The 13193-nt window shown below is 41.1% G+C and carries 13 protein-coding genes; 11 read left to right on the top strand and 2 right to left on the bottom strand.

The annotated features are described in order from the left end of the window. Nucleotides 1-10: 10 nt before the first annotated feature. The 3 genes from AC1DRQ_RS11800 to AC1DRQ_RS11790 are packed head-to-tail and all read left to right on the top strand — an operon-like array spanning nt 11 to nt 5144. Nucleotides 11-1648, top strand: coding sequence for a nucleotidyltransferase domain-containing protein (locus AC1DRQ_RS11800; RefSeq protein ID WP_477424565.1), 1638 nt, complete (start codon nt 11-13; stop codon nt 1646-1648). Then, nucleotides 1623-3818 (top strand): peptidase domain-containing ABC transporter, encoded by a 2196-nt coding sequence (locus AC1DRQ_RS11795; protein ID WP_477424563.1) that lies wholly within the window; start codon nt 1623-1625, stop codon nt 3816-3818. Before AC1DRQ_RS11800 ends, AC1DRQ_RS11795 begins: the two co-directional genes overlap by 26 nt. Before the next feature lie 9 nt (nt 3819-3827). After that, the gene (locus AC1DRQ_RS11790) at nt 3828-5144 is read left to right on the top strand and encodes an HlyD family secretion protein (protein ID WP_477424561.1); all 1317 of its coding nucleotides are present in this window, start codon (nt 3828-3830) and stop codon (nt 5142-5144) included. Nucleotides 5145-5466: 322 nt separating this feature from the next. Here AC1DRQ_RS11790 and AC1DRQ_RS11785 read toward each other — a convergent pair whose 3' ends face one another. Further along, on the bottom strand, nt 5467-6240 hold the full coding sequence (locus AC1DRQ_RS11785) for a DNA-formamidopyrimidine glycosylase family protein (protein ID WP_477424559.1): 774 nt from the start codon (nt 6238-6240) through the stop codon (nt 5467-5469). A gap of 35 nt (nt 6241-6275) precedes the next feature. Beyond that, complete coding sequence (locus AC1DRQ_RS11780; protein WP_477424557.1) at nt 6276-6521, bottom strand: hypothetical protein; 246 nt, start codon at nt 6519-6521, stop codon at nt 6276-6278. Between the two features lie 97 nt (nt 6522-6618). On the opposite strand from AC1DRQ_RS11780, the gene AC1DRQ_RS11775 reads away from it, so the two are divergent. The 8 genes from AC1DRQ_RS11775 (at nt 6619) to AC1DRQ_RS11740 (ending at nt 13135) form a co-directional block, all read left to right on the top strand. Further along, nucleotides 6619-7515 carry a DUF72 domain-containing protein gene (locus AC1DRQ_RS11775; protein ID WP_477424555.1) on the top strand — a complete coding sequence of 299 codons (897 nt, stop codon included), beginning with the start codon at nt 6619-6621 and terminating at the stop codon, nt 7513-7515. Between the two features lie 360 nt (nt 7516-7875). After that, nucleotides 7876-8646 carry a non-homologous end joining protein Ku gene (ku, locus tag AC1DRQ_RS11770; RefSeq protein ID WP_477424553.1) on the top strand — a complete coding sequence of 257 codons (771 nt, stop codon included), beginning with the start codon at nt 7876-7878 and terminating at the stop codon, nt 8644-8646. Nucleotides 8647-8665: 19 nt separating this feature from the next. After that, nucleotides 8666-8908, top strand: a complete 243-nt coding sequence (locus AC1DRQ_RS11765) for a hypothetical protein (protein WP_477424551.1) — start codon at nt 8666-8668, stop codon at nt 8906-8908. Between the two features lie 4 nt (nt 8909-8912). Next, on the top strand, nt 8913-9116 hold the full coding sequence (locus AC1DRQ_RS11760; RefSeq protein WP_477424549.1) for a hypothetical protein: 204 nt from the start codon (nt 8913-8915) through the stop codon (nt 9114-9116). A 149-nt stretch (nt 9117-9265) separates the two neighbouring features. Then, the gene (locus tag AC1DRQ_RS11755; RefSeq protein ID WP_477424547.1) at nt 9266-9757 is read left to right on the top strand and encodes a RidA family protein; all 492 of its coding nucleotides are present in this window, start codon (nt 9266-9268) and stop codon (nt 9755-9757) included. 68 nt (nt 9758-9825) lie between these two features. Further along, nucleotides 9826-10074, top strand: coding sequence for a DUF5712 family protein (locus tag AC1DRQ_RS11750; protein ID WP_477424545.1), 249 nt, complete (start codon nt 9826-9828; stop codon nt 10072-10074). A gap of 662 nt (nt 10075-10736) precedes the next feature. After that, entirely contained in the window at nt 10737-12446 is a 1710-nt protein-coding gene (locus AC1DRQ_RS11745) for a tetratricopeptide repeat-containing sensor histidine kinase (protein WP_477424544.1), read from the top strand. A 53-nt stretch (nt 12447-12499) separates the two neighbouring features. After that, nucleotides 12500-13135 carry a response regulator gene (locus tag AC1DRQ_RS11740; RefSeq protein WP_477424542.1) on the top strand — a complete coding sequence of 212 codons (636 nt, stop codon included), beginning with the start codon at nt 12500-12502 and terminating at the stop codon, nt 13133-13135. Nucleotides 13136-13193 lie beyond the last annotated feature (58 nt).

Raw genomic sequence — 13193 nt, 5'->3', positions numbered from 1 at the left:
AAGATAATAAATGAATATTTTAATAAACGATTTAAAAGGTAAAATAATATCTTTTTTAGATTATTATTTACCCGATGTTTATGCGGCCTGCTTAACCGGCAGCTACGTGGATCAAAACTTTAATGAAGAGTCGGATATTGACGTCTGGGTGTTGAGTTATCAGCGAGATTACGTTTTTCATGAAACATTTGTTTATGAAGGATTGAAATTACAAATTACTCAAATCCCATTTACAAAAATTGATGAAATACTATGGAACGATTATTTTTCCAGGGACGGAACTTACCTGGGCGCATTTGCCAAATCCGAAATCATCCGGGATAGTAATAGTTATCTGCTTAACCTTATTGCCAAGTGTCGCACCATTTATGCCGATGGGCCAAGGCCAATGTCTGTTTTAGAATTACAGCAAAAAAAAGCGTTATTACTCGGCTTGCTGTCAGATTTTAAAGGTTCGAGATCAAAACCCGAGAGCTATGTGGTGCTAAATGAACTGTTTTCTCTTTTTACCAGGTTCTATATGCATTATAATAACGGATGGACTCATGGCGGCAGCAGGCATTTGATCCGGAATCTGCGAAAATATGATGCCCAACTATATGATGATCTCTTTTCCTTATATGAACATTATTTTATTGATGAGGATAAAAAACCATTTATCGAATACCTCAATACCAAACTGCAGGATTTCGAAGGGTTGGATGAAGGTTATACCGTTTCGGAAGGCTTGTTAGAGGTTAAACAACCTTACCTGGTTATACAGGTTTATGGCCTGACAGATTATTATGATTTTGCATCAAATAAATTACCTGTACTAATTGATTTGGTTCAGGGCCAAATTGAAGAACACCTGGTTTTCAGGACCCGTGCCATCGGGGATACACAGATCAATGAAAACAGCCTGTATGTTATATTATTTACATCCTCAACGGCAATAATAAATAAGGAAATAATTTCGATGCTTAACGATTTTATTATCAAAGACAGCCGGATATCGGCGAATTTTCCGGTTAATCTTGACCTTTCCCTGATCTTTAGCCAGCAAGCAATGATCAGACCTATAACGGCCTGGCTTTCCACATTAAAAATGAGTCCAGCATTTGAGGGCCTAACAGAAACAAAATCTTTTCTTGCAGGATTGGAATTTTTTAAATTGTTTCATGCTGCTTTGTTTAATCACGATGATCAGGAATTTTTGAACTTCCTTACCTATATACACGCGCTTTGGTTTACTTGTACTTATGACCGTGGCAAGTTTTTCAGGGTAGATCAGTTGATTATGGAAAAGGCAAACATGGTATCTATGTTTGTAAACCAATACACCCAACAGGAAAAAACATTAAAGGCTTTATTCGGAGACAATGATTTCCGGATGATCCCGGCTAAAAGCCTGCAAACGTTTCGGGATTTAATCACCGTATTGAACACCAATAAACTTCATCCCATTGCTATAAACCCAGTAATAGAAACCGAAAAGGGTTTACTCGAACCAAAAGCTAAGTGGATAGTTTATCAGAATGTATTAAAAATTGCGTTAGCCAGCCTTTTGATACCGGATAATAAAATGAGTTATCTATCCTTTTCCGTCATGGCCATTATTCAAGATAAAAATCAAGCACCCCATGAAAATCTGGCCGTTTCCAACTGAAAGGCAATTAGACAGCAAAGATTGCGGCGCTACCTGCATAAAAATAATCTCAAAATACTACGGAAAGTTTTACTCCCTGCAATACCTGAGGGACAAGGCGGGCACCAGGCGTGAGGGCATTTCTATTGCAGACCTGAGTTATACAGCAGAATCTATAGGTTTAAGAACGCTGGCATTTCACTGTACCTTAACTGAACTGAATGAGAAAGTACCTTTACCTTGTATTGTCCATTGGCGAAATAACCATTTTGTTGTTGTTTATAAGATCAGCAAGGGCAAGGTTTATACCTCCGATCCATCCGAAGGCCTGGTGAATTATCCGTTTGATGTATTCCAAAAACATTGGCACCTCCGTGATGAACCCAAAGGCGCAGTATTAGCCTTAGAGCCAATGGCCGATTTTGATCAAAGAGATGAAGGACAAAAAAGAGACAGGAAACGGACAATCTCCAATATTTTCGGGTACTTTAAACCATACAAAAAAAACTTCATCAATTTAGGAGTGGTCATGTTATTGGTTACCATCCTACAGGGCATCCTTCCTTTTATCGCCAAGGCTGTTATAGACGTTGGTATTCAAACTAAAGATCTAAAATTCATCAACGTCGTATTGGTCGCTAATATCTGCATTGTCGTTAGCATTATGTTGTCCAATGCCGTCAGAAACTGGATACTTTTGCATGTTACTTCCAGGATCAATATCGCTATTATTTCAGATTATCTGATCAAGCTCATGAAACTGCCGATCACCTTTTTTGAAAATAAGCTGGTTGGTGATATTTTACAAAGAGCCAATGACCACGAGCGGATCAGGAGTTTTATTATGAACAACGGGTTGAACATGATCTTTTCTACTTTGACCTTTGTGACGTTTGGAATTATATTGTCTATTTATAATACGGTGATCTTTTTGATATTCCTCTTTGGAAGTATTCTGTATGTGCTCTGGACGCTGGCATTCATCCGTGTGCGTAAAAAACTGGATTGGGAATACTTTGACCTGATCTCTAAAGATCAAAGCTACTGGGTGGAAACGATCAGTGGCATGCAGGATATTAAGATTAACAATTATGAGACGGCTAAAAGGTGGAAATGGGAAAAGAACCAGGTCAAACTTCACCGGGTCAATACGAGGGTATTATCGGTAACAGATACGCAGAATTTAGGCGCGCAATTTATCGATACGCTGAAAAATCTTTGTATCACGTTTTATTGTGCCAAGGCGGTAATTACCGGTGAAATTACCTTCGGGGTAATGATCTCCACCCAATTTATTATCGGTATGCTGAACGGGCCGGTGGTTCAGTTTATCCAGTTCATTATATCAGCACAGTTTGCCCAGATTAGTTTTCTCCGGTTAAATGAAATCCATCAGTTAAAAGAAGAGGAAGAGGATTCGATCAATAACTCTATTGAACTGCCTTCCAATAGAACGATCATCCTGAAGAATGTTTCTTTTCAATATTCTCCCAACAGTCCACTGACCATCAAGGGACTAACGATGGTCATACCGGAAGGCAAGATCACGGCGATTGTTGGCGATAGCGGAAGCGGCAAAACCACTTTATTAAAATTATTGTTGCGGCTTTACGAGCCTTCCTACGGTGAAATTTCTGTTGGTGGTATGAATATCAATAATATCAGCCTCAAACAATGGCGTGAACGATGCGGAGCAGTGATGCAGGACGGAAAAATATTCAATGACAGTATACTCAATAATATTGTTTTGGGTGATGAAAATATTAATTACGAGCTGCTCAGGCATGCAGTTGAAACGGCCAATATTGCCTATGAAATTGAATCACTGCCATCCGGTTATCAAACAGTCATGGGAGAACTGGGCAGAGGCTTGAGCGGTGGGCAAAAACAACGAATTTTAATTGCCAGGGCATTATATAAAAACCCAGATTATCTTTTCTTTGATGAGGCCACAAATTCCCTGGATGCAATAAACGAGCAGAAAATTGTAAACGCATTGGAACAGGTTTTTAAAGGTAAAACGGTTATTATCATTGCGCATAGATTGAGTACCATTAGAAAAGCAGACCAGATTATTGTGCTCCGGGATGGGCAGATCATTGAAGTGGGTAATCATGAAAGTCTTGTTAAACAGGCGGGACGGTATTATGAGCTGATAAGTACCCAATCCGAAATTTTGAGAGCAAATTAAACAGGCAGGATGACGAACATTACAGAATTTAAAGACACGGTGAAGCGATCTGAAAGAAGCGAAGAAGTACAGCATATCCTGGAACGCATGCCTACAAAATTCGGGTTGGTAGTGAGTATCTTGACTATCAGCTTATTTGYCATGCTGATTATATTTGGCTTTACAGTCAAATATCCCGATATAGTTACCGGAAATATTACCATAAACGCCGAGCATCCGCCCATTAAAATGATCGCTTTCAATGCGGGTAAGATCCGCCTGCTAAAAAAATCGCAGCAAACAGTAAACGCAGGTGAATTATTAGGATATATTGATAATCCAGCAAATTATAACGATGTGGGTTCTCTGAAAACGGCATTGAAATCGTTTAGAATCCTTCAGCCATCTGAAAGTCTTTTACATACGGATTGGGTTCTTGGAGAACTCACTCCAAAATATTTCCAGTTGATCAGTGCCATTCAAAATTACCGGACATTTTATTCCGCAAACATCTTCGCAAAACAAGCCGAGGATCTGGAAATATCTATTGTCCAGGGGCGACAAAGCCTCCAGCAATTAGAACAGCAGTTTGAATTGATAAAGGGCAATGTCGCCCTGATGTTTAAATCGTATCAGCGGGATTCCATACTTTTTAAAGGAAAGGTGGAGTCTGAATCTGAATTCGAGAAATCAAGGATGAGTTTTTATAATGTAAAAAAGAGCTACCACGAGGAACTCAATGCTATTTATTCCCAGAAACAGCAACTGGCCGACAATGCCAATAAGATACAGCAGATAGGAATTCAAAAAAATGATAAAGAACAACAGGTAAGAACGGCACTGGCTTCCGCATACAATGACTTGCTGGAAGAAATAGCCGCCTGGCAACAGAAATTTGAATTTATCAGTCCCGCTAATGGTAACGTACAATTTCTTGACTTCTGGCGTGAAAATCAATTTGTATCGCAGGGCCAGGAAATCTTTAGCGTTATATCGAGGGATAATAAGCCTTCCGGGGAACTGATCTTACCTTCAAGTGGAGCAGGAAAGGTAAAGGTTGGTCAGGAAGTAATTGTTAAACTGGAGAACTACCCCTATCAGCAGTATGGTACTATTAAAGGAAAGGTTGAAAGCATATCCTTAACCACCAATCAGTCCAGAGATAAGAATAACGCTTTTGTGAACAATTACTTAATCACAGTGAGCTTACCAAATTCTCTAAAAACAAATTTTGGGTCGGCATTGGATTTCAAATCAGAATTACGAGGCAGCGCGGATATAATTACCGCAGATAGAAGATTTGTAGGAAGACTATTTGATAACTTGAAGAATTCGTACCAAAGGTAATGTAATAATAAAGGCTATGCCAAAAGTTAATTATTCTAATGTCTTAATGATGCTTGCCGTACCAGCAAGCCAATCTTCTATTGCAATTGCAGAAAAAGCCTTGTTGAATTTTTTGATACAAAGAACATGGATTTGTATTAGGTATTGATGGCATGCCGACCGAATTCTTGAGCAAAATCCGTAGTGACGAGAGAAAGTCCTGGAACGTGATGGTGGGTAAATAAATTCCTGATGTATTGTAAATCCGACTATTAGAATACTTCCTTACAATCTGCGATGAGCCCCGTCATGGCCCTGTTAATTCCGATACCATTGGACAGAATTATTCAAACAGTTCCTGACTTGCCGTGTAATAAGTTTTCYGTGAATTGATTTCAGCTTTCAGAATAGCCTCGCCGACCGGCGTTAGCTGATGCTTAGGCAAATGCACCTGCAGGAAATCGCGTTCCTTCTCTGTAATGGTATCAGGGAATAGGCTTGAAATATGGCTTTCGGCGTCTGCCAATACCGTGTTGATCGCATTGATAATGACATCAACTTTGTCTTCAGGAATCTTATTCGCTTTGGAAAACGGGGAGATCTTTGCTGCATAAAGGATTTCATCGACATAGGCATTCCCGATGCCCCGAAGCACCTTTCCTTCCGTCAAAACTGTTTTGATAGGATGAGCATTGCCCCTTAACGCTGTGGCCAGGTAACCGTCCGGAATACTCAAAGCGTCAGGTACCTTTGTAGGCTTTGGGTCGAGCGTTAATATGACCGCTTTCTGCCAGTCTGTAATGGCCAAGCCCGTCCCGTCTGAAAACAGTAGCTCAGCGATGGTAAACCTGTTTTCGTTGTCGCCATCGTACCAATACATCGTTCCATGCAACATTAAATGAACGCCCAGTACATGCCCGTTTTCAAACGCGAAATGTAACTCTTTACCTTCCCTGGTGATAGCTGCGAGCTTTTGACCTTCGAAGGCATCTTTCAGATCAGATTCCGGCACTTTTAGTTTCCTGGGTACTAGAATATTGATCTCACTAAGCGTTTTGCCTGTAAGCCGCTTACGAAGGTTTTTACTGAATATGTTTAAATCTGGAATTTCTGGCATATATAATAGATATAAATGATTGGTTACTGCTTTTTTTAATTATAGTGGCTTTCGATTCGTTGCCCAATTTCGTCGATGATGCTTTGTGGCAATATTACCCCTGACGCCTGAATCCAATTGAATTGGTCTGTGTGTTCGACAGATGCCATCCACAATCCATTAAAAAATATTTCATAACTCCGCTCAGCCATGCTCGCCTCACAATAGATCATTTCATCACCGTAAACTATTCCGAATCCAATAACAGGGTTTGCCATTGCCGCTAAAATAAAAAATTGCATCTATAATTGCTAATCGTTGAACTATGATGCATCATGCACGATTTAATTATAAACAACTCCATGTACAACTTGTGTTCTTTACTGTTTACTTTGCAATATGGAATTTGGCAGAGTTGACGCATTAGAACTATCGGAAATTGACTTCAGGCTACCGGTTGATTCTGAATTAACCAATAAAACACTTTTAGAATCGAACAGTAGTCATGGTCTAAATATTTACGTCGGATGTCCGAGATGGGGAAATAAGGGATGGATCGGACGTGTGTATCCGCCCAAAACAAATGAAAAACAGTTCCTGAATGAATACAGTAAGCAATTTAATTCGATTGAACTGAACGCAACATTTTACAGCATTCCCAAACCGGAAGATGTAAAAAGATGGAAAGATCAAGTCGGTGACAGGCCCGACTTTAAGTTTTGCCCGCGATTTCCTCAGGCTATCACCCATATCAGGCGGCTAAACAATGCAGAGGCACAGACAGCGCAATTCTACGAATCAATTCATGGGTTTGGTGACAAGGTTGGGGCGTTAATGTTACAACTGGGAGATAACTTCAGTCCTAAAAGCTTCGACAACTTGAAACCTTACCTGGAAGCTTTGCCAACGGACATTCCGGTGTTCCTCGAGGTTCGCCATAAGGATTGGTTCAAGGATCAGCAAGCCAGACAAAAACTGTTTAATACCATGCATGACTTAAAGATCGGTGCTGTGATAACTGACACTGCGGGCCGGCGGGATTGTGCCCATATGGAGTTAACAACACCGCACACCATGATCCGCTTTGTGGGAAGCGATCTGCACCCGACTGATTACACACGTGCAGACGCATGGATGAAAAGGATAAAAAGCTGGAAAGAGAAGGGCTTACAGACCCTTTGGTTTTTTGTGCACCAGCTAGATGAGAACAATAGCCCTGAAATGTGCGACTACATCATAAAACAATTGAACAGCGAATTAGGCATGAATCTCCAGCCTCCAAGGCTTCTAAAATAGACGGGTCGCTTCATTTGTTCCCACCAGAGTTAAGTTTCTTCAACACCCGCTGACAGGGTAAACAATAACCAAATCCGTCGGTTATATTGCTATGGAGAATTACGCAATCACAATCAGCACGGACAAGGATGTGTACCATTTCGAAGTGGGCGAATATGCCCACCATGATGATGCGAAATGCAAATTCCGGGTTTTTGAGAACGGAGTGTATGTTGCCAGCTTTGAACCTGATGCGCACGATTTTTTGCACATATGTCAAAATCCAGGCGCGATAGACGAGGAAGTCCTCCACTTGCTCGCGGACAAAATTGAGGCGCACCACCCGCATGGCGTTAATGATAACATTAGAAAATTAAAGCAATGAGAAGTATCTGGACAGGTTCGATAGGATTTGGCTTGGTCAGCATACCTATTAAATTATTTTCGGCGGTACAGGAAACGCGCCTTGACCTGGATATGCTGGACAGCCGTGACCACGCGCATATTAAATTTCAGCGGGTCAATGAAAATACAAAAAAGGAAGTCCCCTATGATAAGATCGTCAAAGGTTATAAATATGATGAGGATTATGTGATCATTGAAGATGCTGATTTTGAAGCGGCCGCACCGGAAAAAAGCAAGGTGATCGAGATCGAAAGTTTTGTGAACCTTGCCTCAGTGAACCCTATGTATTACGAGAATTCCTATTACACGGAACCGGCGACCAAGAAGAATAAAGCTTACGCCCTTTTACTGGAAGCACTGAAAAAATCAGGTAAGGCCGGGCTGGCGCGATTCGTATTGAGGAGTACCGAGAGCCTGTGCATTGTACATCCGGTAGATAAAGACATCGTCGTAACCCGGATCCGTTTCGCGCAGCAGATCCGTGACCAGGGAGAACTAAGGCTGGATGATGATATTAAAGTGAGCGATAAGGAACTCAAAATGGGTTTAGCGCTGATTGATCAGTACGCCGAGCCGCTTGACCTTTCCAAATACAAAGATGAGTACCATACTGAATTGATGAATATTATTGAACAGAAAGCTAAAGGTAAGCGTCCAACCATTAAAAAACTAAAACCGAAAGGTGCTAAAAGCGATGATCTGTATGATCAGCTCATGAGTAGTCTGAACGTCAAAAAAGGCGCTTAAAACATTTAAAAATACACTTATGAAAAATCCATTTAAGAAAGAAGACCATACCGGCCTGATCGTCGGGATTGCAGTTGGTGTAACAGCAGGCATCGGCCTGGGCTGGTTGTACCTGACGGACGAAGGCGCACGTTACCGGGGACAACTTACCCGTAAAGTAAAAGAGGGGCTTAGTGATACCGCGGCCGAAGTGATCGATAAAAAAACCATCATTCCCAAAAAAGCGGCGAAAGTAGCGACGGACGCGGTGATCAAAGATTAACGTTATGGAAAATGGTAAAGCATTGATTGGCGTAGCAGCATCGGCGGGAGTTGCCGGCATCGCCTATGCCCTTTGGCCGAAGAAGAAAATTCCCGGTAGTGCGATTGTCGACCCGTTTGACAAGGAGCGATATTTGGGCAAATGGAATGAAGTGGCGCGACTGCCCTACAAGTTCGAGAAAGGCCTCCGTGACTATATGACTACCTGACGTCATTTAAAGATTCTGTAAAAGGTGACCTGACATGGCAGACTGATGAAGACTTTTTTGAAATATGTAAGGGCACGAAAACCTTGATTACCATCAAAATAGTAGAAATTTAGAATCAGGTATCTGGTAAACATCAAAGTCGCTATAAAATGGTGTGGGCATCCTTTCTGGCTTTCCGCTTTAATCTTTTCTTATTAGCTGTAATTCAATTTAATATCATCCCTTTGGAAAAGAACTTTATTAATCCCGCAGGATTACCAAAATGGCCCTGCTCATTCTCCCAGATTGTAACCGTAAGCAATTGCGGAATGACGACAATCTATCTATCCGGTCAGGTTTCTATTGACCAGGATAATGAACTGATTGGAAGAGGGGACCTTGCCAAACAGGCAGACCGGGCCTTTGCAAACCTTCAATTGGCGCTGCAATCAATGGGGGCGTCGACCGCGGATGTCGTAAAAATCACCATCTATGTAAAAGACTACAAACTGGAAGACGCTGACACGGTCGGCAATGCTTTCAGAAGTATATTTCCGTATAAAAACCTTCCTGCCAGCACTTGGCTCGGTGTACAGTCGCTTGCCCTGGAAGGCATGCTAATTGAAATTGAGGCCATTGCTGTCGTTGCACAAAAGCGATGACGAGAGCAATGGCGCCAAATAAAGCGAAAACCTGCTTTGGATTTTTCTCAGGTTTTATCTGACGAACTGTGGGGAGATACGATCTGATTGATAAGGGTGAGCTGCGCGGCAGTTATTTTCAAGGAGCATCTAATAAAGGCAGCAGCGGGCTGGTATATTACCTGGAAAAGAAAAACAAGCTCGATCATAAACAGTGGCCCGAGTATTGGTTTAACGGTCAGCAGATCAGGATCGAGCCCTATGAAGTCATGCGCAAGATTGAATGCAATTTTGCCAAGCTGGGAAAGACGATGTTAAATTCTACCTGGTCAATATAGGCCCGAACCAAAAAGAGATAGCTTTTCTAAAAGAGCAATGCGGCGGGAATGGTGCCATATAGCAGATCGAAGTAATTTCTACATAATAAATTGTCAGTTTTCGGTGTGATTACGTTATCCGGCCGGTTATCTTGGTCGCTTATCTGTTAAAAAGGGCTCGTTCGGTGATATGCGTATTGGTAAGCTCACTATTGAGGACCTGGATATTATAAACGGTAAAATCAATGTGGACAGGTGCACTGATGGAAAAGAAATCTAAATAAAGGGACCGAAAAAACGTTGATGATGAGGTCTGCCTAAGCCATCATTCAAACCCGGGGAAATATTATGCGATTATTCCAATTCCATTATTTTTAATAGTTCTACTGCATATGAAAATAAACACCGGAACTGTTTTACTTGGTACTGAGTTTCTCAAACCGCTGGAAGCCCATTGTGGAGGCTAGCTTTAGCACGCTTTAATTATATGCATGTATTACCTGTTGCTGATTTTTAAGATACCATTACTATCGCAGGAGTAATATTCGTAAAATTGCTTAGTAAAATCACCTAAACTGGTGATTGACAGATACGCAGAAACTAAGAAGATTTGCAGTTTGTAACTCCTATATTTATAAATGAAATCCCCGGTGATATATATATGTTTGTCAGCAATGCTCCTTATGCTTCCATTTGCTGCGCGGGCACAAAACAAATATATCGATTCATTAAAAAAGATCTTACCGGTACAAAACGCAGATTCCAATAAAGTAAAAACACTGATCAATCTAAGTGACTCCTATAAATTTTTTGCACCTGACTCGGCTTTAGTGTATGGAAAGTGGGCACTATCCATCTCTGAAAAACTAAATTTTGATTCGGGTATATTTTGGTCAATAGTTGCTATCAATAAGGCATTATATCTTTTAGGTAATTATGCACTGGAGTTGGACTATGCTTTTAAGGCATATCCGATAGGTATAAAGTTGAATGACCCGCAAGCCTTCGGATGGGCAAACGGGATGATGGGCGACTGTTACGCTAACCTGGGCGAATACAGAACGGCGCTAAGCTATTATCGGAAAATATTAAGAGCGGCAGAAAACCCAAGACGTCCGGATGACCTGCCTTTCCTATATAGCGCTTTGGTCCCCGTTTTTATAAATCTACACCAGAATGACTCTGCCCTGATATATGCAAAAAAAGGGTATAAACTATTAAAGCAAAATCCATCGCTTAATAAGGGCGATTATGATAGCAAATATGCAAATAGCTTTTTATTCAGGTATTTAGGCGAGGCGTATGCCGGAAAGGCCGATTATGATTCGGCATTATTTTATTATAAATTAAGCTTGCCATTCTATGAAAATATTGGGTTGGCATCACTTAAGATCGATGTATACATTGACATGGCGACGGCTTACAAGGAAAAACACAGGCTGGATTCTGCCACCCTGTATGCGAAGAAAGCTTTAACAGAGAAAATGATAAAAACCTACCCTGTCGGCTTATTAAAAGCAGCAAACACATTAACTGCTATTTATGAAATGCAAAACAAATCAGACAGCACGTTGAAATACCTTCGGATTGCATTCAGTGCAAAAGACAGTTTATTCAACCGGGGAAAAACAGTTGCGGTCCAAAATATTTTTTTTAAAGAGGAGGAAAAAAAGAAGGCCATACGGGAAGCTGAAGCCGCCATAAAAAGCCGGTACAGAGCATATGTTCTGTTAGCTTTACTGCTCATTTCCTTTATTATTGCCGGCAATATTATAAGAAACAGGCGGGTTAAACAATTGCAAAATATGCGTAACAGCATTGCAGACGATCTGCACGATGATATAGGCTCTACCCTAAGCAGTATTGGTATTATGAGTGAACTGGCGAAAGCTAAATCACCGGAAGCATCATCGCTGCTTGCAGCTATAGGGGAAAGCACAATAGCCATGCAGGAAAACATGAGTGATATTGTGTGGGCAGTTAATCCCAAAAACGACCGGTTTGAAAATGTATTGCAGCGGATGAACCTGTTTGCTTCCGAACTGCTGGATGCAAAAAATATTGAGCTGGATTTCACCAGCGATCCCTCACTTTCCGCCTTAAAGATCACTATGGAACAACGCAAAAACTTTTACCTGTTTTTTAAAGAAAGCATCAACAATGCAGCAAAACATGCTGATGCCAAAAAAGTGTCCGTAAGTATTATTAAAAGCGACAAAACGATTGAAATGAACATCAGGGATGACGGCAAAGGGTTTGATACAGCGAAACCGTCCAATGGTAATGGTATGAATACTTTAAAAAAGCGTGCCGCCGAGCTATTTGCTGATTTTAGGATACAATCATTATTGCAGGAGGGTACGTCTATAAAGCTGCTGTTTAAAATCACCTGAACGGGTGATTGACCCATATTGGAAGAATATGCTCTTTTACCTAAATATACACCATGGAAATAAAGGTTACTGTATTTGAAGACAATAAGCTGCTGCGCGAAAGCCTGCAGCAACTGATCGACAATGCGGAGGGCATGTCTTGTACAGGTGCGTTCCCTGATGCCAATAAGCTGCTGCATAATATGCACATGACCAATCCCGATGTGGTGATGATGGATATTAATATGCCCGGGATTTCTGGAATAGAGGCAGTGCAAATGATCAAAGCAAAATACCCGCAGGTACGTATCCTGATGCAAACTGTGTTTGACGATAATGACAAGATATTTGCTGCTATTTGTGCTGGTGCTTCGGGATATATGCTAAAAAAAACACCCCCGCTCAAAATGATCGAAGCTATCCGCGAAACTTATCTTGACGGAGCCCCTATGACAGCATCAGTCGCGGTAAAGGTTTTACAGATGTTCCGTCAGCAAACGGCCGAAAAAACGGAGTTTATTGATTTGTCCGAACGCGAAAAGGAGATCCTTGCGCTATTGGTTAAGGGTAAATCCTATAAAGCTATCGCGACAGCCTGTTTCATATCTATTGATACTGTAAGCACCCATGTACGGCATATCTACGAAAAACTGCACGTGCACTCCAAAAGCGAAGCCGTTGCAAAAGCCATTAATCAAAAACTGGTATAATCTCTCTTCTTAAAATTCTATTAAAATCACCAGTTTGGGTGATTGACCACCGTGTTAA

The organism is Mucilaginibacter sp. P4_E8 (assembly GCF_056401495.1).
The sequence above is the reverse complement of the archived record's forward strand: the minus strand, read 5'-3'. Positions and strand labels throughout refer to the sequence as shown.